Below are 20,541 nucleotides of genomic sequence, written 5' to 3' on the forward strand. Positions count from 1 at the left end.
ATAAACCGGGCGTTGCCCGGTTTTTTTGTGGCCTCACGCCGGCGGATTTGTCGCTATGCCGGTAGATCTTCGGCCGAGGCTTTCACCGTCGTCTCGCAGGATTGTTGACATGACCATCGCTGACCGCTGGCTGCTGCCCGACGGCATGGATGAAGTGCTGCCGCCGCAGGCAAGCCGCATGGAAGAGCTTCGTCGTAGGCTGCTGGATCTTTATTACCGCTGGGGATATGACCAGGTAATGCCGCCGCCCGCTGAGTTTCTCGACTCGCTTTTGACCGGCACCGGCACCGACCTCGACTTGCAAACCTTCAAGCTCACCGATCAGCTGACCGGGCGCATGATGGGCGCGACCGCCGACGTAACGCCCCAGGTGGCGCGGATGGATGCCCACTCGCTGCGCCGGGAAGGGCCTGTGCGGCTTTGCTACTGCACCAGCGTCATGCGGGCCAGCGCCGACCCCTATCAGGGCGGGCGCAGCCCGGTGCAGGTGGGCGTGGAGCTTTTTGGCCACGCCGGGCTGGGTGCCGACAGCGAAATCATTCATCTGGCGCTTGCAAGCCTTGCCGCCGCCGGCGCCGATGAAATGCATCTGGCGCTTGGCCACATTGGTATCTACCGCAGCCTGGTGGAAGCGGCCGCGCTGGATCGCGACCAAGAGCGCGCGCTGTTTGCCGCGCTGGCGCTGAAATCCCCCGGTGAGATCGAGCGGGTGGTGACGGCCAGCGTCAGCGACCCCGCCCTGGCTGCCATGCTCATGGCGCTGGGCGAGCTGCACGGCGACGTGAACGTGCTGGAGCGGGCCCGCGACGTTCTGGCCGGCGCGCCGGCCACGGTGACGGCCGCACTCGACGAGCTCGATGCGCTGCAGCGAGGCGTACGCGCGCGCTTTGCGGTATCGCTGTACGTCGATCTGGCCGAGCTGCGCGGCTATCAGTACCACACCGGCATGATGTTTGCCGCCTACGTACCGGGCTACGGCCACGCGCTGGCCAAGGGCGGGCGCTATGACGATACCGGCCGCGCTTTCGGCCGCGCTCGCCCGGCCACCGGCTTCTCCATGGATTTGAAACAGCTGGCGACGCTGGCCGAGGCAACGCCCGCGCCGGGGGCGATTCTGGCACCGGCCGTGGCCGACGACGCCCTGCGCGATGCGGTAAGTGCGCTGCGCCAGCAGGGCGAACGGGTGATCCAGGCGCTGCCCGGGCAGCGCACCGGGCCGGCGGCGCACGGCTGTGATCGCCGGCTTGAGCTTATCGACGGTCGTTGGCAGCCAACGGCCCTGACACAAGAGACGAGTGCATAATGGGTAAGAATGTCGTAGTACTGGGCACCCAGTGGGGTGACGAAGGCAAGGGCAAGATCGTGGATCTGCTCACCGAATCGGCGTCAGCGGTGGTGCGCTTTCAGGGCGGCCACAACGCCGGGCATACGCTGGTGATCGACGGCGAAAAAACTGTCCTGCACCTGATTCCTTCGGGCATCCTGCGTGACGACAAGACCTGCGTGATCGGCAACGGCGTGGTGCTCTCGCCCGACGCCTTGCTTGACGAAATTCACGAGCTGGAAGCCAAGGGCGTACCGGTGCGCCAGCGCCTGCGCCTGTCGCCGGCCTGCCCGCTGATTTTGCCGTACCACGTGCGTCTGGATCAGGCCCGGGAGAAGGCGCGGGGCGTGGCCAAGATCGGCACCACCGGCCGCGGCATCGGCCCGGCCTACGAGGACAAGGTGGCCCGCCGCGGTCTGCGCCTGGGTGATATGCTGCATCGCGAACGCTTTGCCGCCAAGCTCGGTGAAGTGCTGGACTACCATAATTTCGTGCTCACGCGCTATCACGGCGAGCCGGCGGTAGATTTCCAGGAAGTGCTGGACAGCGCCATGGCCATGGCCGACGAGCTGCGCCCGATGGTCAGCGACACCGTAAGCCTGGTGCACGGCCTGCGCAAAAACGGCGAGAATATTCTCTTCGAGGGTGCTCAGGGCTCGCTGCTGGACATCGACCACGGCACCTACCCGTTTGTTACCAGCTCCAACACCACCGCCGGCGGCACCGCAACCGGCTCCGGGGTGGGGCCTTTGTACCTGGACTACGTGCTGGGCATTACCAAGGCCTACACCACGCGGGTGGGGTCCGGCCCGTTTCCCACGGAGCTGTTTGACGATTACGGCCGTCACCTGGCAGAGAAAGGCCACGAGTTCGGTGCCACCACCGGGCGCGCACGGCGCTGCGGCTGGTTTGACGCCGTGGCGCTGCGCCATTCCGTGCAGATCAACTCGATTTCCGGGCTGTGCCTGACCAAGCTTGACGTGCTGGACGGGCTGGAAACCATTCGGGTGTGCGTGGGCTATCGCAGCAAGGACGGCGACGTGCTGGATAACCCGGTGGACTGCGAGGGCTATGAGGCCATTGAGCCTTTGTATCAGGATCTGCCGGGCTGGCAGGCGTCGACCCTGGGCGTCAAGCGCGTCGAAGACCTGCCGGCCAACGCCCGGTCCTACATCAGCTTTCTGGAAGAGCAGATCGGCACCAGTATTGATGTGATCTCCACCGGCCCGGACCGCGTGGAAACCATCGTGCTGCGTAACCCTTTCGGCGAGTAGGCGACACGGCGCCGGACAGCCGCGGCCCATCAGAAAAGCCGGCCTCGCAAGAGGCCGGCGGCGTATGGGGCGACCAGCGAGGCGCGTCTGCCGGTTTAGAAGTCAATGCCTCGCCGGGCCTGAATACCGTCGCTAAAGGCATGGCGTACTTCCTGCATGTCGGTGACGGTATCGGCCATGGCGACAATATCGCGGTGGGCGTTGCGCCCGGTGACGATCACGGTTTGTTCACGGGGGCGGTTTTTTAGCGCCTCCCTGACGGTGTCGATATCCAGATAGCCGAACTTGAGCATGTAGGTAATCTCATCGAGCACCACCAGATAGACTTCGGGGTCGGCCAGCATCCGCGCGGCGTCCTCCCAGACTTCCTTACAGGCCTGGGTGTCGGCGGCGCGATTCTGGGTATCCCAGGTAAACCCCGTGGCCATGATGGCGATGTCAAGATTGGGGTCGTCTTCCAGGCGGTTGCGCTCGCCGCACTCCCAAAGCCCTTTGATGAACTGCACCACGCCCACCCTGTAGCCATAGCCCAGTGCCCGGGTCACGGTGCCCCAGGCGGCGGTGGTCTTGCCCTTGCCGTTGCCGGTGTTGACGATGATCAGGCCGCGCTGCTCGGTGGCGTTGGCGACTTTTTCGTCCACCCGCGCCTTGAGTTTTTGCATCGAGGCTTTATGGCGCGTATCGCGATCGCTCATGGTGTCTCCAGGTGATGGTGGTTGGGCGCCGTAGCCTAGGCCATGCACGCGTGCTGGACAAGGTTTGTATAATCGCTGCCGGCCAACCGATAGACAGCTAACGAAATTGGCAGGCAGCAGGGCGGCTGCTCTAGAATGTGAAGCCGCCTCTTTTCAGGAATACCGTATGCCCTCGTTTGATATCGTATCTGAGTTTGACCGCCACGAAGCCACCAACGCCGTGGACCAGGCCAATCGCGAAGTCCAGACCCGCTTTGATTTTCGCGGCGTGGACGCCCACTTCACCCTTGAAGGGGAAAGCGTGGCGCTTGAGGCCGAAGCCGACTTTCAGCTCCAGCAGATGCTGGATATGCTGCGCGGCCGGCTGATTGCCCGCGGCATTGACGCGCGCTGCATGGACGTCAAGGAGCCGGAGCTGTCCGGCGTCAAGGCGCGCCAGACTGTCGAGCTCAAACAAGGGCTTGAGCAGGCCGATGCCAAGGATATCGTCAAGCGCATCAAAGCAACCAAAGCCAAGGTGCAGGCCCAGATTCAGGGCGAGAAAATCCGCGTGACGGGCAAAAAGCGCGACGATTTGCAGGGCGTCATGGCGCTTCTGCGCAGCGAGGAAGGCCCCGATTTGCCGCTGCAGTTCGACAACTTTCGTGACTGAGACCTGCCCGCTGCTGCCGCGCTGTCAGCGGCGGCGCTTTTGTTTGCCGATTTTTTTCACTACCACTGCATTGCCGTCGGCTATCTTTGGTCGGTGCCAACAAGGAGTCATTCGCTATGTCACAGCCGCAGCCGGTTTATTTAAGCGACTATCAGCCGCCCGCCTATCGCGTAACCCACACCGCGCTGACGTTTGACCTTGACCCTGCCCGCACCTGCGTAGAGGCGCGCCTGACCGTTGAACGCCACCCGGATGCCGAGGCCGGCACGCCGCTTTATCTCCACGGCGAGCAGCTCACGCTTGAAGCCGTATCCATCGACGGCGAACCTCTGGCCGACGACGCGTACCGCCAAAACGACAAAGGCCTGACCATTGATGCGGTGCCCGCGGCGTTTACCCTGGAAACCCGGGTGCGCATAGCCCCCGAGGCCAACACCGCCCTGGAAGGGCTCTATCAGTCAAACGGCATGTACTGCACCCAGTGCGAGGCCGAGGGCTTTCGCCGGATTACTTTCTATCCCGACCGCCCGGATGTGATGGCCGTGTTTCGCGTGACCGTGATCGGCGACGCCCGCCGCGAGCCGGTGCTGCTGGCCAACGGCAACCCGGTGGAGCGCGGCGAGCTTGACGGCGGGCGCCACTTTGTCACCTGGGAAGACCCGCACCCCAAGCCTGCGTACCTGTTTGCCTTGGTGGCGGGGGATCTTGCATGCGTGGAAGACCGCTTTACCACCATGAGCGGGCGCGACGTGACGCTGCAGATCTGGGTGGAAGAAGAAAACCTGGGCAAGACCGACCACGCCATGGCCTCGCTCAAGCGCGCCATGCGCTGGGACGAAGAGCGCTACGGCCGTGAATACGATCTGGACCGCTTCATGATCGTCGCCGTCAACGACTTCAACATGGGCGCCATGGAAAACAAGGGGCTCAATATCTTCAACGCCGCGGCGGTGCTGACCCACCCGGACACCGCCACCGACGGTGCTTTTCAGCAGGTCGAAGGCATTGTCGCCCACGAGTATTTCCACAACTGGTCGGGTAACCGGGTAACCTGCCGCGACTGGTTCCAGCTGTCGCTGAAAGAAGGCTTTACCGTCTTCCGCGATCAGAGCTTTACCGCGGACAGCAACTCGTCCGCGCTCAAGCGCATTCAGGACGTGGCGTTTTTCCGCACCGCCCAGTTTGCCGAGGACGCCGGCCCCACGGCGCACCCGGTACGCCCGGAAAGCTATATCGAGATTACCAACTTCTACACCCTGACCGTGTACGAAAAAGGGGCAGAAGTGGTACGCATGCTGAAAAACCTGGTGGGCTGGGACGCCTTCCGCCGGGGCAGCGACCTGTATTTCGAGCGCTTTGACGGCCAGGCCGTGACCATCGAGGACTTCGTCGGCTGCATGGCGGAAACCTCGGGCCAGGATTTATCCCAGTTCATGCGCTGGTATCAGCAGGCCGGCACGCCGGAAATCGACGCCCACGGCGAGTACGACTACGTCAACGCCGAGTACCGCCTGACCCTGCGCCAGCGCACGCCGGCAACGGCCGGGCAGCAGGCGCCGGAGCCGCTGCACATTCCCGTGCGCATGGGGCTGATCGGCACCAAGTCGGGCCATGATCTGACGCTCACCCTGGACGGCGAAAAGCGCGGCTGCGATACGGTGCTTCATCTGCGTGAGCCCGAGCAGACCTTTGTCTTTACCGACGTGGCGGAGGCGCCCACGCCGTCGCTGCTGCGCCATTTTTCAGCGCCGGTGAAGCTGCACTTTCCCTACTCCCGGGAAGACCTGGCGTTTTTGCTCACCCAGGACAGCGACGGCTTCAACCGCTGGGAAGCCAGCCAGCGGTTGGCCATGCTGGCGCTCAACGACTTGATTGCCGCCCATCGCAACGGCGTGGAAAAGGTCATGGACAGCCGGGTGGTTGACGCCTACCGAACGCTGCTTGACGCGCCGGCCGCTGACAAGGCGGTGCTGGCCGAAATGCTGCGGCTGCCGTCCGAGGCCTACATTGCCGAGCATCAGCCGCTGGTGGACGTGGACGCCATCCACGCCGCCCGAGAGTTTGTGCGCCAGTCGTTGGGCTTTGCCCTGCGCGACGCGTTCGAGACGCTGTACCGGGCCAACCAGTCGGATGAGCCCTACGCGCCGACGCCCGAGCAGATCGGCCGGCGCAGCCTGAAAAACGTAGCGCTTGGCTATCTGATGGCCGTTGAAGACGAGGCGGGCATCGCGCTTTGTCAGGCCCAGTTTGACGCCGGGCACAACATGACCGACGTGCGCCAGGCGCTGACGCTGCTGGTGCACTCCGGCCGCGACGACCTGTCCGCCCCGGCGCTCAAGGCATTCGGCGACAAGTGGGCCCACGACCCGCTGGTCATGGATCAATGGTTCAGCCTGCAGGTATCGCGCCCTCAGGCTGAGGTGCTGGATCGGGTCAAGTACCTGATGGCGCATCCGGCGTTCTCGCTGAGAAACCCCAACAAGGTGCGCGCGCTGCTGGGCACCTTTGCGCAAAACCGCGTCAACTTTCACCGCCTGGACGGCGCGGGCTACACGTTGCTGGCCGATGCGGTGATCGAGCTTGACCGGCTGAATCCGGAAATGGCCGCCGGGCTGATGACCCCGCTGACGCGCTGGCGTCGCTTTGACGATACGCGCCAGTCGCTGATGCGAGCCGAGCTTGAACGCATCAAGGACCGCCCGCTGTCGGCCAACGTCTTTGAGATGGTGAGCAAAGCGCTGGGCTGAAGGCCAAAAGCCGCAGGCGGCAGGGCACAACAAGAACACAAAGGTGAAACAGGCCACCGTGAGTGATATCAATCGGCGTTACGTACTGGTAGTAAACGGCAAGTCTGCCGGTGACCCGGCGCTGCGTGCCGCCGTCGCGAAAAAGCGCCGGGCGGGCATGGCGCTGATTGTTTATGCCACCTGGGAGGCCGGCGACGCGGGGCTGTTTGCCGAGGCCTCGGTAGACCACGGCGCCACCCACGTGATTGCCGGCGGCGGCGACGGGACGGTGAACGAAGTGGTTAACGGCCTGATGCGCCTGCCCCGGGAAAAGCGTCCGGCGCTGGGCATTGTACCGCTGGGCAGCGCCAACGATTTTGCCCGCTCGCTGGGGCTTCCGCTGGAACCCTACGCGGCGCTGCAAAAAATCTGCCGCTGGGATACCCAGCCGGTGGACGTTGTGCGGATTTCGGCTGCCGGCCGGGGCAAGGGCGTTGACCAGTACTACCTCAATATGGCCACCGGCGGCTTTGGCGCCGAAGTGACCTCAAGCACGCCCAAGCTGCTCAAAAAACTGCTGGGCGGGGCGGCCTACTCGGTCATGGGCGCTTTCAAGACCTGGCGCCACCGCAGCTATGAGGGCACGCTGAACTGGGACACCTGCGAAGAGAAGGCGGCTTTTTTGCTGGTAGCGCTGGGCAATGCGCGTCAGTCCGGCGGCGGCCAGGTGCTGGCCCCCCGGGCGAAAATCAACGACGGCTATCTGGATATGCTGCTGGTCAAGAACTTTACCTCGTTTCAGGATCTGCCGCAGCTGATCCGCGAGCTGCGCCAATTCCCTGCCCGGGGGCGGTTTGTGCGCTATCTGCCGGTGTCCAAGCTTTCGGTCAGCACCGACCCCAGCCATCCCGCCTGGCCGCTGACGCTGGACGGCGAAGCACACCGCTTCGACGCTTTTTCTGCTGAGGTGGTGCCGCTGGCGCTGCGCCTGGCCATGCCCGAAGACTCTTCGCTGCTGGTAGCACGCACGCCGGCTTCTCTGGCCGATAACGACGACGGCGACGATAGGCCACAAAAGCCAATGCCGGATACGCAAACGGATGCCAGCCTTGACCATAGCGCGGCAGATACGCAGCGCGACCCCTCTTCACTTTTCGCACGGTAAGGAGAATACCGCCATGTCAAACCGTTTTTGGATGCCTGCGCTGATCACCGCGGCGCTGCTGCTGAGCGCCTGCAGCGATGAGCAAGCGCCCGCGCCCGGCGCCGGCGACGAGACGCCGGCGCAGACAAGGTCCGATAAGGCCACAAAAGCCAGCGACGCTGCGCAAAAAAGCGACGCGGCGCAGGCCGGCGACGCATCAGCCCCCCAGAAAGGCGCTGTAGCAAAAGCCAACGAAGCCGGCGATGCCGGCCGCGGCGCTGAAATGCCGGCAGAAGACGTCAGCGCCGATGACGACACGCTGTCGGCGGATCCGGACGCCGTGCTCAACGATGAAGACGCCACCCTGCCGGGCGAAGTCACGGCGTCTGACGTAGACGAGGTCATCAGCGATATTGACCGGCGCTTTGAACAGGCCGAGCAGGAGCTGAAAGCGCAGTTCGAACAGGCCGAACAGCAGGCGCCGACGGTGGAACCACTGCCCGGCGAAGCCGGCGCTGCGGGTGACAGCGGCATGCCCGTGGAAAAGGACGTCACCCTGCCCGATGAAGAGCTCAGCATCGAGCCGACAACCGCGCCGGGCACGCTTGACGGCGAGCTGGGGACCTCCGAGGTGGACAAGCTGATCGAAGACGCCGAGCGGCGCTTTGAAAAAACCCAGAAGGAGCTGCAAAAGCAGTACGAGCAGCTAGAGCAGCAGGACGTGGAAACGGCCAAGGATCCGGCCACGCCGACCGTTGGAGACGGCGCGCGCAGGGCCGAGTGACGTGAATGGGAAACGGTAAAAAAAAGCCCGCCGGAAAGGCGGGCTTGTGCAATGTCGGGGCGTTTGCAGGCGCTTTGTTTCTCAGGCGTCAGCCCGGGAATCAGTGGGCCTGAATGTTTGAGGCCTGCAGGCCTTTTTTGCCCTGGGTGACTTCAAAGCTGACTTTCTGGCCGTCCTGCAAGGACTTGAAGCCTTCAGCCTGAATTTCAGAAAAGTGGGCGAACAGATCGTCACCGCCGTCATCCGGAGAGATGAAGCCGTAACCTTTGGTGTCGTTGAACCACTTTACAGTACCGGTTGCCATTATCGATTTCCTTGCATGCTGAGTTATCCGGCGAAGGCGCTTTTGCCTTATCGCCAAATCCAATGTAGAGGTAAAAGGCCAAGACGTAAAGTGCCTGCAAAACGATTTTGGCATGCCACACGGGAGGCGTTGAGATGGCGAGTTGGGGGCTGATTGACGGGCAGTTCGGCGCTTTTGTGGTGGCCATCACCTTGCTGTCGCTGACGCCCGGCGTGGATACGCTGCTGGTCATCCGCAATACCGCCCGCGGCGGCGTCGGGGACGGGGTGGTGACCAGTCTGGCCATTTGCTGCGGGCTGTTTATTCACGCGGCGGTGTCGGCGCTGGGCATTTCCCTTGTGTTGCTGCAGTCGGCGACGGCGTTTGCCGCGCTGAAATGGGCCGGGGCGGCGTATCTGGTGTGGCTGGGCATGAACAGCCTGCGTGCCGTGCGCCGAGGGCAGGCCCTGGCGCCGGCCGGCAGCGTCGGTATGCAGGGGTCGGCCAAACGCCGGCAGTCAGCGCGCGAAGGGTTTGTGTCCAACGTCTTGAACCCCAAGACCGTGGTGTTTTACATGGCGTTTTTACCGCAGTTCATCGCGCCTGAAGACCCGGCGCTGGCCAAGTCGCTGTGGCTTGCCGGCGTGCACTTTATGATTGCCAACGCCTGGCAGATTACCGTGGCGCTGCTGGTGGGCCGCGCCGGGCGCTTTCTGGCAAGCGCGCGCGTGGCGCGCATGCTTAACGGGCTGACCGGCAGCGTGCTGATCGCCTTTGGCATCAAGCTGGCGCTTGAGCGGCGCCCGGTGTGAGCCGGGCGTCACAGGCTAGCCGTTGTCGGCGGCGATGAGCGAGGGGTGATAGCGCGCCTGTTTTTCTGCCGGATGCAGCAGGGTCGCGCCGTCGTCAGCGTCCTGGGCTAAGTGCTGAAAAATGACCCGGTAGGTCAGCACGGCCTGAACGTAATGGCGCGTTTCGCGATACGGAATGGCCTCGACAAACAGATCAAACGACTCGGCGCGGTGTTCATCCAGCCAGAGATCCACCCGGCCGGGGCCGGCATTGTACGCAGCGATTGCTGCCAGCCGGTTGCCCCGGTAGCGGGCAAGCGTCTCGCTGAAGTAGGCGCTGCCCAGGCGCACGTTGAGGGCCGGGTCGAGCACATCGTAGGTATCCGGGGCGTCAAGGCCCAAAGCGCGGCTAACGTCCCGGGCGGTGCCGGGCATCAGCTGCATCAGGCCCAGCGCCCCGGCCGGCGAGCGCACGCGAGGGTTATAGGCGCTTTCGCGCCGGGCAATGGCCATCAGCAGGTAGGCATCCACGTTGTTGTGGCGGGCTGCGCGGGTGAAGGCGTCGTTGTATGCCCGGGGAAAGCGCCATGCCAGCGCGTCCCACATCTCGCCGGCGATGGTGGTCTGCACCAGCCGCGCCGGCCAGCTCTCGTGGCCCGTGCGCGCCTGCTGCGCGGCGTAGGCCCCAAGCGCTCGGGCGCGCTGTGGCGAGGCGCGGCGTACGGCGTGCAGCCACTCGCTGGTGGCAAGGCCCGGCTCGCTAATGTCCATCAGCGCGTGGGTGCGCTGCACCATCGGCAGGGCGGCGATGCGTTCGCGGGTGGCGTCGTCAACGTCGTAGCGCGCCATATTGAAAGCGTAGGGCTGGCCCAGCCGGTCGGCGGCGGCAAAGCCGTAAAAGTTGCGCTCGCCGGCGGCACGTCGGTAGTGCGCTTGCGCCGCGGCGTTATCGCCGAGCTGTTCGCCGGCCCGGGCCAGCCAGTACTGCCAGCGGCTTTTTTCTCGCTCGTCGGCGGGCATTGAGTCGATCCAGCGGCGCACGTCGCGCCAGGCGCGCTCGGCCAGCGCCCGGCGTACGCGCAGTTCGCGCAGCCGTTCGCTGTCCAGGGTGGGCAGCACGCTATCTACCCAGTCAAGCGTGCCGGGCGTTTCGCGCACCAGCGCATAAAACGCCAGCTCTTCTTCAATGGTGCGCCGTGCGGCGGATGTGACGGTGATGCGCGAGGCGATGCTGTGCCAGCCGTCAAAGGCGGCCTGGGTGTCGTCACGGATCAGACGCGCCATGGCGGCGCGATAAAAGCCGTCCGTGGCCGCGCAGCGAGGCCCCAGGCAGTCCGGCGCCTGGCGCAGGCGTCGGGGCGTTTCCCGCGCCTTTTCTGCCGTGGTGACGGCGGTGTGCCAGCGCTTGTCGAGCATGGCCAGCAGGTAGTCCATCAATCGGCTGTTGCCGGCCTGCCAGGCTAGCATGGCGCGTTCCCAAACGGCTCGGGCGTCGATCACGCCGCGCGCGCGCAGGCGGTCAAACAGCGGGTCACAGGCGGCCGGGCGCGAGTGGCCGGTATGCCACAGGGTGCGGCCGCCTTCATGGGCCCGGGTCGCGTCGTTTTCCAGCAGCGCGGTATAGTAGTGGCAGCGCCGGGTTGCGCCGGCCGGCTCGCCGTCGGCCACGGCAAGCAGCGCGTCGAACTGCTCGGCCTCGCCGTAGGCGGTAATGGCCCGGCCGCGCATCCATTCAGCCAGCGGCGAGTCGGCGTTATCCGCAATAAAACGGTTGACCCGCTCGGGAGAAGCACCGGGCAGGGCGGCGCGCAGCCGGTGATAGTCGATGTAGCTGCGCAGCCTGTGCCCGGCCACGGCGCTGGCATCAATGGCGTCAAACCGCTCTTCCCGGGCAGCCGCCAGCGCTTCGCGCATGGCGGCGTCAGAGGTAGCCTGCGCCGGTGCGGCTAAGCCGGCCAGCAGTAGGGCGGCAAGCCCGACAATCGGGGCGCGGTCGGAAAGGCAGCGTCGTAAAGCGTGCATGGGGCTCCTTGCATCAAAAACCGGGGCTTGCGGTGACGTTAAAAGCCACCGAGGCACAGCCGGCAAGTTGGCGGGTAGGCTACCCGGATCATACGGCGAGACGCGCCGGCATGCGAAGGCCGGCCGTCGTCGATTACCACCAGGAGATGGCAGATGGCATTTTTATCCCCCAACCGCTGGCGCCGGCTGAAGTCCCGGGCCTGGATACTGCCACGCATTGCCCGCGGGCTGCGGCTTTTCATGCCCATGACCTGCGACGTGCTGGCCGGGCGCTACCGTCCGGTGCCGTGGAAGGCGTTCGCGCTGATGCTCGGTGCGGCGGGCTACCTGCTGATGCCGTTTGACCTGGTTCCGGATTTCATCCTGCCGTTTGGCCTGGTGGATGACGCGCTCATCGTCAGCTGGCTGCTGGCGCGTATCGATGAGCAGCTGGAAGCGTATCGCGCCTGGCAAGCGCGGTCATAGGCAAACCGGGCACGCAGCGAAAAGTGTCTTGAAAACCGGCTGGCCAGCCCCATATCTGCGTCACACCTTTTCCATGCCGTGCGCCAATCGCGCGGCCGGTTGAAACGACAGCGATCCGAGGGCTGACAATGACCACCGCAACCAGAGAAGAAACGCTGGGCTTTCAGACAGAAGTCAAGCAGCTGCTGAACCTGATGATCAACTCGCTTTACTCCAACCGCGAGATTTTTTTGCGCGAGCTGATTTCCAACGCTGCCGATGCCTGCGACAAGCTGCGCTACGCCGCGCTTGACAACGATGCGCTGTACGAAGGCGACAGCGAGCTGCGCATCGAAATCGAGCACGACAGCAACGCCGGCACCGTCACCGTGCGCGACAACGGTATCGGCATGGATCGCGACGACGTGATCAATAACCTGGGCACCATTGCCAAAAGCGGCACCGCGGAGTTTTTACAGCAGCTTTCCGGCGAACAGCAAAAAGACGCGCGGCTGATCGGCCAGTTCGGCGTGGGCTTTTATTCCAGCTTCATCGTCGCCGATGAAGTGACCGTGCGTACCCGCAAGGCCGGCACCGACGCTGCAAAAGGCGTGGAGTGGCGCTCGGCCGGTGAGGGCGAGTTCACCATCGGTGAGCTTGAGCGCGAAGCGCACGGCACCGAAATTGTCCTGCACCTGAAAGACAACGCCCGGGAATTTGCCGACGATTCCCGCCTGCAGCACCTGGTACGCACCTACTCCGATCACATCGAAGTGCCGGTGAAAATGCCCAAAACGGAAACCGCCAAGGACGACGACGGCAACGACGTCGAGGGCAGCGAAGTCACCACCTGGGAAACCGTCAACGAAGCCACCGCGCTGTGGGTACGGCCCAAAGGCGAGATCACCGACGACGAGTACAAGGCGTTTTACAAGCACGTCGCCCACGACTTCTCCGATCCGCTGACCTGGAGCCACAACAAGGTCGAAGGCAAGCTGGAATATACCAGCCTTCTGTACGTGCCCGGTCGCGCGCCGTTTGACCTCTACGAGCGTGACGGCGCCCGCGGGGTGAAGCTCTACGTTCAGCGCGTGTTCATCATGGACGACGCCGAGCAGTTCCTGCCGCTGTACCTGCGCTTTATCAAGGGCGTGCTGGACACGCGCGATCTGTCGCTCAACGTCTCCCGGGAGATCCTCCAGCAGGACCCCCAGGTCGACAAGATCAAAAGCGCGCTGACCAAGCGCAGCCTGGACATGCTGAAAAAGCTGGCCAAGGATAGCAAGGATAGCGAGGCCTACCAGACGTTCTGGAACACCTTTGGCAGCGTGCTCAAGGAAGGGCCCGGCGAGGACCCGAGCAACCGCGAAAAAATCGCCGGCCTGCTGCGCTTTTCTTCCACCCATACCGACAGCGCCACTCAGGATCAGTCCCTTGCCGACTACGTTGAGCGCATGAAGGAAGGCCAGCAGAAGATCTACTACATTGTCGCCGACGGCTTTAACGCGGCGAAAAACAGCCCGCACCTGGAAATCTTCCGCAAAAAGGGCATTGAGGTGCTGCTGCTTTCCGATCGCGTTGACGAGTGGCTGATGAGCCATCTCACCGAGTTTGACGGCAAGTCGCTGACCGACGTGGCCAAAGGCGAGCTGGATCTGGGCGAGGTGGAAGACGAAGAGGAAAAGAAAGCCCAGGAAGAAACCGCCAAGGCCAAGGAAGAGCTGGTCAAGCGCGTGCAGGAAGCGCTGGGCGAAAGCGTCCAGGAGGTCAAGGTCACCCATCGCCTGACCGCCTCGCCGGCCTGCGTGGTGCTGCCCGAGCACGAGATGGGCTTTCAGATGCGTCGCATCATGGAAGCCGCCGGCCAGCCGCTGCCCGAGGTCAAGCCCATCCTTGAGCTCAACCCGGATCATACGCTGGTAACGCGTCTGGAAGGCGCTGACGGCGATACCTTTAACGACTTGGCGCATATCCTGCTGGATCAAGCGATTATCGCCGAAGGCGGCCACCTGGATGACCCGGCGGCCTACGTGAAGCGGCTCAACGCAGTGCTGACCGCGTAAACTGCTTGATGCTAAACGCGGCCCGTCAGGTGTTCCTGGCGGGCCGTTTTTTTGCCGACGCGCCGGCTCGGCGCGTTTGTTACAGTGTTGAGCCACGACAACTGCGCTAGGACACCTTTATGGCAGAACAGCAAATCAAGGTCGCGGTGCTGGGCGGCGGCAGCTTCGGCACCGCGCTATCAAGCATCGCGGCGGACAACGGCGCCGCGGTGCGCCAGTGGATGCGCGACGCTGCACTGGTCGAGCAGATCAATCGCGAACACCGCAACGGGCGCTATTTGCCCGACTATGCCATCAACCCGGCGGTGCAGGCGTCCACCGACATGCAGGCGGTGCTGGAAGGGGCCGAGCTGGTGCTGATCGCGATTCCTTCCAAGGCGTTTCGCCAGGTGGTGCAAACCGCCAAACAGTGGCTGCGCCCGGAGCAGATTCTGGTGAGCACCACCAAAGGCATCGAATCTGACAGCTTCATGCTCATGAGCCAGGTGCTGGAGCAGGAAACCGGCTTTGCCCACATCGGCGTGATTGCCGGGCCCAACCTGGCCTCGGAGATTGCCGACAAGCAGCTTACCGCCACGGTGGTAGCCAGCGCCGACGCCCAGACGCGCACCCGGGTGCAGCAGGTGCTCAGCTGCGGGTATTTTCGCGTCTACGCCAGCAGCGACCGCCACGGCGTGGAGCTTGGCGGGGCGCTGAAAAACATCTACGCCATTGCCGCGGGCATGGCGGCGGCACTGGGCATGGGCGAAAACACCCGCAGCATGCTGATGACCCGGGCGCTGGCGGAAATGAGCCGCTTTGCCGTGGCCCAGGGCGCCAACCCCATGACGTTTCTCGGCCTTTCCGGCGTGGGTGATTTGATCGTGACGTGCTCGTCGAGTTTGTCGCGCAACTATCGCGTGGGCTACGCCATGGGCGAAGGCCGCACGCTGGAAGAAGCCGTGGATGCTCTGGGCCAGGTAGCCGAAGGGGTTAACACCGTGCGCCTGGTGTGTGCCAAGGCCGCGGAAATCGGCGTGTATATGCCGCTGGCCGAAGGGCTGGAGCGCGTGCTGTTTCAGGGCGTGCCGGCCAAGCAGATGGCCGTGGGGCTGATGACCGGCGAGCAAAGCTCTGATGTGGAGTTTGTGCTGCCGCGCTCAGAAGTGAAAAAAGCGCATCAGCGTTCGGCCGGCAGCGAACATAAAGGAGAGAGACCATGAGTCGACTATGGATCATGCGCCACGGCGAAGCCGGCGATACAGCGCCGGACAGCGCCCGCGAGCTGACGCCGCACGGCAAAAGGCAAGTAGCGGATATGGCAGACCGGCTGGCCCGGCGCTGTGAGACACAGGCCTTGCCGGTGACGCGCATCGTCACCAGCCCCTACGTCAGAGCGCGGCAAACGGCCGCCGTGATGGGGCAGGCCCTTGGCGTGGCCGTGGAAACCCTGTCCGGGATTACCCCGGAAGATTCGCCCCGGGCGTTTTGTGACTGGCTGGCCAACCAGCCGGGCAATCTGCTGGTGGTAAGCCACATGCCGCTGGTCGGCGCGCTGGCCGGGCTTTTGGTGGAAGGCCGTGAAGATCAGGGCCGGGCGTTTCCCACCGCCGGCATCGCCGAGCTTGATGCCGACGTCTGGGCCGCCGGCTGCGCCCGGCAGGTGACGTTCAGCGCGCCGTAAGGGTTATCGCCGCGCGTCGAGCTTTTCGGTCAGCCGCTGGTTGACCTGCTGAGGGTTGGCCGTGCCGCGCGAGGCCTTCATGACCTGGCCGACAAAGTAGCCGATCATCTTGCCGCGCTTGTCAGGCTCGGCCTCGACGTACTGGGCCACCTGTTTGGGGCTTGAAGCGATCACCTCGTCGATCATTTTGTCTATCGCGCCGGTGTCGGTGACTTGCTTGAGCCCTTTGGCGTCAATGATGTCATCGGCGCTTTGGCCCTGGCCGTCCCACAGCGCCTGAAACACCTGCTTGGCGGCCTTGCCGCTGACGGTGGCGTCTTTCACCCGGGCGATCAGCTCGCCGAGCTGGCGGGCGGTTACCGGGCTTTGGGCCACGTCCAGATGTTCGCGCTTGAGCGCGGCGGAAAGCTCGCCCTGCACCCAGTTGGCCGCCTGTTTGGCATCGCCGCAGACGTGCATGGCCTCTTCAAAGTAGTCGGCCATGGCCCGGCTTGAGGCAATGACCCCGGCATCGTAGGCGGAAAGCCCAAGTTCGCCTTCAAAACGCGCGCGCTTGGCGGCGGGAAGCTCCGGCAGGGTGTCGCGCAGCCGGTCGATATAGGCCTGATCGAGCACCACGGGCAAAAGGTCCGGGCAGGGGAAGTAGCGATAGTCGTTGGCTTCTTCCTTGGTGCGCATGCTGCGGGTTTCGTGGCGGTCGGGGTCAAACAGGCGGGTTTCCTGTACGACCTCGCCGCCGTCCTCGATCAGCTCGATCTGGCGCTCCGCTTCAAAGGCGATGGCCTGCTCGACAAAGCGGAAAGAGTTGACGTTTTTGATTTCCGCCCGGGTGCCGAAGGTGGCTTGACCCTTGGGGCGCACCGAGACGTTGACGTCGCAGCGCATGGAGCCTTCGGCCATGTTGCCGTCGGAAATGCCCAGATAGGTCACAATGGCGTGGATGGCTCGCAGATAGGCCGAAGCCTCTTTCGCCGAGCGCATGTCCGGCTCGGAGACGATTTCCAAAAGCGGCGTGCCGGCGCGGTTTAAATCGATGCCGGTCATTTCCCGGCCGGTCTCGTCGCTGAAGCTTTCATGCAGCGACTTGCCGGCGTCTTCTTCCAGATGCGCGTGATGAATGCCGATGCGCCGGGTGACGTCGTTATCCAGGGTGATCTCCACCTCGCCGGAACCGACGATGGGGTGATACATCTGGCTGGTCTGATAGCCCTTGGGCAGATCGGCATAGAAGTAGTTCTTGCGGTCAAACACCGACGTCTCGGCGATCTCGGCGTTGATGCCCAGGCCAAACTGCACGGCCATGGCCACGGCCTGTTCGTTGAGCACCGGCAGGGTGCCGGGCAGCCCCAGATCCACGGCCGAGGCCTGGCGGTTGGGCTCGGCGCCGAAGGCGGTGGAGGCGCCGGAGAAAATCTTCGAGCGCGTGGCGAGCTGGACGTGGACCTCAAGTCCAATCACGGTTTCCCATTGCATCAGACGATCTCCTTGGCGAAAGCGGGACGCTGCCGGTGCCAGTCGGTGGCCTGCTGAAACCGATGGGCGACGTTGAGCAGCCGGGCTTCACTAAAGTGGGCCCCGAGAATCTGCAGGCCTACCGGGCGGGCGCCGGAAAAGCCGGCCGGCACGCTGATGCCGGGAATGCCCGCAAGGTTGACAGCGATGGTGTAGATATCCTGCAAGTACATGGATACCGGGTCTTTCTGCGCGCCGAGATCAAACGCCGGGGTGGGCGACGTCGGCCCCATGAGCACGTCGACCTGGTCAAAGGCGTCGAGAAAATCCTGGCGGATCAGTCGGCGGACTTTCTGCGCTTTAATGTAGTAGGCGTCGAAGAAACCCTCGGACAGCGTATGCGTGCCGATGAGGATGCGCCGCTTGACCTCTTCGCCGAAGCCTTCGGCCCGAGAGCGCTTGTACAGATCGATCAGGTCTTCCGGGCTGTCGCAGCGGTGGCCGAAGCGCACGCCGTCAAAGCGTGCCAGGTTCGACGACGCCTCCGCCGGGGCGATGACGTAGTAGGCCGAGGTGGCGTAGCGGGTGTGGGGCAGGCTCACGTCGCGCACCGTTGCCCCCAGCGATTCATAGACCTTGACCGCCTCGTTCACCGCATGAGCGGCCGCCGGGTCCAGCCCGTCACCGAAGTATTCCCGGGGCAGGCCGATTTTCAGCCCGGTAAGCGGGGCGTCAAGCTCGGCGGCGTAGTCGGGTACCGCGTGGGGCGCGCTGGTGGAGTCGCGCGGGTCGTGGCCGGCGATGGCGCCGAGCAGGTGGGCGCAGTCCTCGGCGGTGCGGGCCATGGGCCCGGCCTGATCCAGACTCGAAGCGTAGGCGATGATGCCGTAGCGCGAGATGCGCCCGTAGGTGGGTTTGAGCCCGGTAATGCCGCAAAACGCCGCCGGCTGGCGGATCGAGCCGCCGGTGTCGGTGCCAAGCGTTGCCGGGACAAGCCCCGCCGCCACGGCCGCGGCGCTGCCGCCGGAGGAGCCGCCGGGAACGGCGGTGAGATCCCAGGGGTTTTTCACCGCACCGTAATAGCTGGATTCGTTGGACGAGCCCATGGCGAACTCGTCCATGTTGGTCTTGCCAAGGCTGACACAGCCGGCAGCGTCAAGCTTTTGTACTGCGGTGGCGCTGTAGGGGGCGATAAAGTTGTCGAGCATCTTCGAGCCGCAGGAGGTTTTGACGTCTCGGGTACAAAAGATGTCCTTGAACGCCAGCGGCACGCCGGTAAGAAAGCCGGCGCGACCGTCGGCCCGGGCCCGGTCGGCGGCATCGGCGGCGGCCAGCGCCTGCTCGGCGGTGACGCTGATGAAGCTGTTCAGCGCAGGCTCGGCCCGCTCGATACGCTTGAGGCAGTCGGTGGCAAGCTCGCGGCTTGAGACGTCACCGCGCTTGAGTGCGGCGGCAAGCGAGGTGACGGTAGGCGCAAAGGGGTCAGCAGTGTGGTCAGACATGGCCCACAAACTCCGTTGAGAAAAAGGTAACGGGGTGACAAACGGGGTGCAGCAGGGCTATTCCACCACCCGCGGCACCAGATAAAGGCCGTTTTCCGTGGCCGGTGCCAGGCGCTGGAAGCGCTCGCGCTGGTCGCTTTCGGTAACGTCGTCGGCGCGCAGGCGCTGCGTGGCGTCAAGCGGATGCAGCAGCGGGGCGACGCCTTCGGTGTCGATGCTTTGCAGCTGATCGACCATGTCAAGCATGCGGCTCAGGTCGTCTACAAAGCGCTCGGCCTGAGCGTCGCTTATATCGAGCCGGGCCAGGTGGGCCGCTCGGCGTACATGGGTGTGTTGCAGTGCCATGATCAAGGTGTCCTCATGCAACGAGATGACGGCGCGCGGCTGCGCGGCCGGATGGCGAAGCGGTATTGCCCGGGCGGCAAGCACGTCTCGCCCGGGTACCGAAGTGGCGCAAAAGGTAGCATATCTGGGGGCCGGCGGGCAGTGGCGGGACGCTGCGCTGTTGCCGCCACGGGGATGCGGTGATACCGTTTGCCCCCGCACAGGGTTCCCGGTCAGCACTAGGTAATAACATTCATGTTCAAACGTTTGAGGGGGCTGTTTTCCAGCGATCTGTCGATCGACCTGGGTACGGCCAACACACTGATTTATGTACGCGGGCGCGGCATCGTTCTCGATGAGCCATCCGTCGTCGCCATTCGCCAGGCCGGCACGATGCGCAGCGTGGCCTCCGTCGGCGCCGATGCCAAGCGCATGCTGGGGCGTACGCCGGGCAATATTACCGCAATCCGTCCGATGAAGGACGGCGTCATTGCCGATTTTACCGTCACCGAGCAGATGCTCCAGCACTTTATTCGCAAGGTGCACCAGAGCACGTTTTTGACGCCGAGCCCGCGGGTGCTGGTATGCGTGCCGTGCATGTCGACCCAGGTGGAGCGTCGCGCCATTCGCGAATCCGCCGAAGGCGCCGGCGCCCGGGAAGTGTTTCTGATCGAGGAGCCCATGGCGGCGGCTATCGGTGCCGGGCTGCCCATTGAAGAGGCCCAGGGCTCGATGGTGGTCGACGTCGGCGGCGGCACGACCGAAATTGCCATCATCTCGCTTAACGGCGTGGTGTATTCAGAGTCCATTCGCGTGGGCGGCGACCGCTTCGACGAGGCGATTACCGGGCATGTGCGCCGCTACTACGGCAGCCTCATCGGTGAAGCGACCGCTGAGCGTATCAAAGAAGAAATCGGCTGCGCCTATCCCGGCAGCGAGCAGCGCGAAATCGACGTGCGCGGGCGCAACCTGGCCGAAGGCGTGCCGCGCAGCTTTACGCTGAACTCCCACGAAATCCTCGAAGCGCTACAGGACACCCTGGTGGCGATTGTCTCGGCGATCAAAAGTGCGCTGGAGCAGTCCCCGCCGGAGCTGGCCTCGGATATCGCCGAGCACGGCCTGGTGCTCACCGGCGGCGGCGCCATGCTGCGCGATCTGGATAAACTGATTGCCGAAGAGACCGGCCTGCCGGTGATTATTGCCGAAGACCCGCTATCCTGTGTGGCACGCGGCGGCGGCAAGGCGCTGGAAATGATCGACCAGCACACCTTCGAGCTGTTGTCGAGCGACTAGTCGCGTCGGCGTCTGCGCGGAGGGCTGTTTTATCAAACCGCTGTTTTCCGACGGGTACATACCGGGCTACCGGCTGTTTTTTTGCGTGCTGGCGGCAAGCGCGCT

Annotated in this window: 18 protein-coding genes; 12 read left to right on the forward strand and 6 right to left on the reverse strand. The window is 64.2% G+C overall.

Annotation, left to right across the window (positions count from 1 at the left end; genetic code table 11):
• The first annotated feature begins 109 nt into the window (after positions 1-109).
• Positions 110-1,303 (forward strand): ATP phosphoribosyltransferase regulatory subunit, encoded by a 1,194-nt coding sequence (locus ACZ415_RS09380; protein WP_344702111.1) that lies wholly within the window; start codon positions 110-112, stop codon positions 1,301-1,303.
• Complete coding sequence (locus ACZ415_RS09385; protein WP_344702109.1) at positions 1,303-2,598, forward strand: adenylosuccinate synthase; 1,296 nt, start codon at positions 1,303-1,305, stop codon at positions 2,596-2,598. Before ACZ415_RS09380 ends, ACZ415_RS09385 begins: the two co-directional genes overlap by 1 nt.
• A 95-nt stretch (positions 2,599-2,693) precedes the next feature.
• Here ACZ415_RS09385 and cobO read toward each other — a convergent pair whose 3' ends face one another.
• Positions 2,694-3,293: a cob(I)yrinic acid a,c-diamide adenosyltransferase gene (gene cobO, locus ACZ415_RS09390; RefSeq protein ID WP_344702107.1), complete on the reverse strand. Its 600-nt coding sequence runs from the start codon at positions 3,291-3,293 to the stop codon at positions 2,694-2,696.
• Positions 3,294-3,459: 166 nt separating this feature from the next.
• On the opposite strand from cobO, the gene ACZ415_RS09395 reads away from it, so the two are divergent.
• The 4 genes from ACZ415_RS09395 to ACZ415_RS09410 all read left to right on the forward strand — a co-directional run bounded on the left by ACZ415_RS09395 (position 3,460) and on the right by ACZ415_RS09410 (position 8,599).
• Positions 3,460-3,945, forward strand: a complete 486-nt coding sequence (locus ACZ415_RS09395) for a YajQ family cyclic di-GMP-binding protein (RefSeq protein ID WP_344702105.1) — start codon at positions 3,460-3,462, stop codon at positions 3,943-3,945.
• A gap of 116 nt (positions 3,946-4,061) precedes the next feature.
• Entirely contained in the window at positions 4,062-6,692 is a 2,631-nt protein-coding gene (gene pepN / locus ACZ415_RS09400) for an aminopeptidase N (protein ID WP_344702103.1), read from the forward strand.
• A 58-nt stretch (positions 6,693-6,750) separates the two neighbouring features.
• The gene (gene yegS, locus ACZ415_RS09405) at positions 6,751-7,836 is read left to right on the forward strand and encodes a lipid kinase YegS (RefSeq protein WP_344702101.1); all 1,086 of its coding nucleotides are present in this window, start codon (positions 6,751-6,753) and stop codon (positions 7,834-7,836) included.
• A gap of 13 nt (positions 7,837-7,849) precedes the next feature.
• Complete coding sequence (locus tag ACZ415_RS09410; protein WP_344702099.1) at positions 7,850-8,599, forward strand: hypothetical protein; 750 nt, start codon at positions 7,850-7,852, stop codon at positions 8,597-8,599.
• Positions 8,600-8,699: 100 nt separating this feature from the next.
• Here the strand turns inward: ACZ415_RS09410 and ACZ415_RS09415 are convergent, their stop codons facing one another.
• Positions 8,700-8,903 carry a cold-shock protein gene (locus tag ACZ415_RS09415; RefSeq protein WP_311885436.1) on the reverse strand — a complete coding sequence of 68 codons (204 nt, stop codon included), beginning with the start codon at positions 8,901-8,903 and terminating at the stop codon, positions 8,700-8,702.
• 134 nt (positions 8,904-9,037) lie between these two features.
• Between ACZ415_RS09415 and ACZ415_RS09420 the strand changes: the two genes are divergently transcribed.
• Positions 9,038-9,694, forward strand: a complete 657-nt coding sequence (locus ACZ415_RS09420; RefSeq protein WP_344702096.1) for a LysE family translocator — start codon at positions 9,038-9,040, stop codon at positions 9,692-9,694.
• A gap of 15 nt (positions 9,695-9,709) precedes the next feature.
• On the opposite strand, the gene ACZ415_RS09425 is transcribed toward ACZ415_RS09420, so the two are convergent.
• Positions 9,710-11,695, reverse strand: coding sequence for a transglycosylase SLT domain-containing protein (locus ACZ415_RS09425; protein WP_344702095.1), 1,986 nt, complete (start codon positions 11,693-11,695; stop codon positions 9,710-9,712).
• A gap of 153 nt (positions 11,696-11,848) precedes the next feature.
• Between ACZ415_RS09425 and ACZ415_RS09430 the strand changes: the two genes are divergently transcribed.
• The 4 genes from ACZ415_RS09430 (at position 11,849) to sixA (ending at position 15,865) form a co-directional block, all read left to right on the forward strand.
• Positions 11,849-12,160 carry a YkvA family protein gene (locus tag ACZ415_RS09430; RefSeq protein ID WP_344702094.1) on the forward strand — a complete coding sequence of 104 codons (312 nt, stop codon included), beginning with the start codon at positions 11,849-11,851 and terminating at the stop codon, positions 12,158-12,160.
• 128 nt (positions 12,161-12,288) lie between these two features.
• Positions 12,289-14,202: a molecular chaperone HtpG gene (htpG, locus tag ACZ415_RS09435; RefSeq protein WP_344702092.1), complete on the forward strand. Its 1,914-nt coding sequence runs from the start codon at positions 12,289-12,291 to the stop codon at positions 14,200-14,202.
• A gap of 119 nt (positions 14,203-14,321) precedes the next feature.
• Entirely contained in the window at positions 14,322-15,404 is a 1,083-nt protein-coding gene (locus ACZ415_RS09440) for an NAD(P)H-dependent glycerol-3-phosphate dehydrogenase (protein ID WP_344702090.1), read from the forward strand.
• Positions 15,401-15,865, forward strand: a complete 465-nt coding sequence (gene sixA, locus ACZ415_RS09445) for a phosphohistidine phosphatase SixA (RefSeq protein ID WP_344702088.1) — start codon at positions 15,401-15,403, stop codon at positions 15,863-15,865. Before ACZ415_RS09440 ends, sixA begins: the two co-directional genes overlap by 4 nt.
• A gap of 3 nt (positions 15,866-15,868) precedes the next feature.
• Here sixA and gatB read toward each other — a convergent pair whose 3' ends face one another.
• The 3 genes from gatB to gatC are packed head-to-tail and all read right to left on the reverse strand — an operon-like array spanning position 15,869 to position 19,164.
• Positions 15,869-17,338, reverse strand: coding sequence for an Asp-tRNA(Asn)/Glu-tRNA(Gln) amidotransferase subunit GatB (gatB, locus tag ACZ415_RS09450; protein ID WP_344702085.1), 1,470 nt, complete (start codon positions 17,336-17,338; stop codon positions 15,869-15,871).
• Positions 17,338-18,819 (reverse strand): Asp-tRNA(Asn)/Glu-tRNA(Gln) amidotransferase subunit GatA, encoded by a 1,482-nt coding sequence (gene gatA / locus ACZ415_RS09455; RefSeq protein WP_344702083.1) that lies wholly within the window; start codon positions 18,817-18,819, stop codon positions 17,338-17,340. The genes gatB and gatA overlap by 1 nt, the downstream gene beginning before the upstream one ends.
• A 57-nt stretch (positions 18,820-18,876) precedes the next feature.
• Positions 18,877-19,164: an Asp-tRNA(Asn)/Glu-tRNA(Gln) amidotransferase subunit GatC gene (gene gatC / locus ACZ415_RS09460; RefSeq protein ID WP_344702081.1), complete on the reverse strand. Its 288-nt coding sequence runs from the start codon at positions 19,162-19,164 to the stop codon at positions 18,877-18,879.
• Between the two features lie 234 nt (positions 19,165-19,398).
• On the opposite strand from gatC, the gene ACZ415_RS09465 reads away from it, so the two are divergent.
• Positions 19,399-20,436 carry a rod shape-determining protein gene (locus tag ACZ415_RS09465; RefSeq protein WP_344702078.1) on the forward strand — a complete coding sequence of 346 codons (1,038 nt, stop codon included), beginning with the start codon at positions 19,399-19,401 and terminating at the stop codon, positions 20,434-20,436.
• Positions 20,437-20,541: the final 105 nt, after the last annotated feature.

The sequence above is a fragment of the Halomonas cibimaris genome (assembly GCF_055379665.1).

Coding starts and splice junctions, on each gene's coding strand:
- ACZ415_RS09380 (WP_344702111.1), top strand. CDS start 110: ATGACCATCGCTGACCGCTGGCTGCTGCCCGACGGCATGGATGAAGTG.
- ACZ415_RS09385 (WP_344702109.1), top strand. CDS start 1,303: ATGGGTAAGAATGTCGTAGTACTGGGCACCCAGTGGGGTGACGAAGGC.
- cobO (WP_344702107.1), bottom strand. CDS start 3,293: ATGAGCGATCGCGATACGCGCCATAAAGCCTCGATGCAAAAACTCAAG.
- ACZ415_RS09395 (WP_344702105.1), top strand. CDS start 3,460: ATGCCCTCGTTTGATATCGTATCTGAGTTTGACCGCCACGAAGCCACC.
- pepN (WP_344702103.1), top strand. CDS start 4,062: ATGTCACAGCCGCAGCCGGTTTATTTAAGCGACTATCAGCCGCCCGCC.
- ACZ415_RS09410 (WP_344702099.1), top strand. CDS start 7,850: ATGTCAAACCGTTTTTGGATGCCTGCGCTGATCACCGCGGCGCTGCTG.
- ACZ415_RS09415 (WP_311885436.1), bottom strand. CDS start 8,903: ATGGCAACCGGTACTGTAAAGTGGTTCAACGACACCAAAGGTTACGGC.
- ACZ415_RS09420 (WP_344702096.1), top strand. CDS start 9,038: ATGGCGAGTTGGGGGCTGATTGACGGGCAGTTCGGCGCTTTTGTGGTG.
- ACZ415_RS09425 (WP_344702095.1), bottom strand. CDS start 11,695: ATGCACGCTTTACGACGCTGCCTTTCCGACCGCGCCCCGATTGTCGGG.
- ACZ415_RS09430 (WP_344702094.1), top strand. CDS start 11,849: ATGGCATTTTTATCCCCCAACCGCTGGCGCCGGCTGAAGTCCCGGGCC.
- htpG (WP_344702092.1), top strand. CDS start 12,289: ATGACCACCGCAACCAGAGAAGAAACGCTGGGCTTTCAGACAGAAGTC.
- ACZ415_RS09440 (WP_344702090.1), top strand. CDS start 14,322: ATGGCAGAACAGCAAATCAAGGTCGCGGTGCTGGGCGGCGGCAGCTTC.
- sixA (WP_344702088.1), top strand. CDS start 15,401: ATGAGTCGACTATGGATCATGCGCCACGGCGAAGCCGGCGATACAGCG.
- gatB (WP_344702085.1), bottom strand. CDS start 17,338: ATGCAATGGGAAACCGTGATTGGACTTGAGGTCCACGTCCAGCTCGCC.
- gatA (WP_344702083.1), bottom strand. CDS start 18,819: ATGTCTGACCACACTGCTGACCCCTTTGCGCCTACCGTCACCTCGCTT.
- gatC (WP_344702081.1), bottom strand. CDS start 19,164: ATGGCACTGCAACACACCCATGTACGCCGAGCGGCCCACCTGGCCCGG.
- ACZ415_RS09465 (WP_344702078.1), top strand. CDS start 19,399: ATGTTCAAACGTTTGAGGGGGCTGTTTTCCAGCGATCTGTCGATCGAC.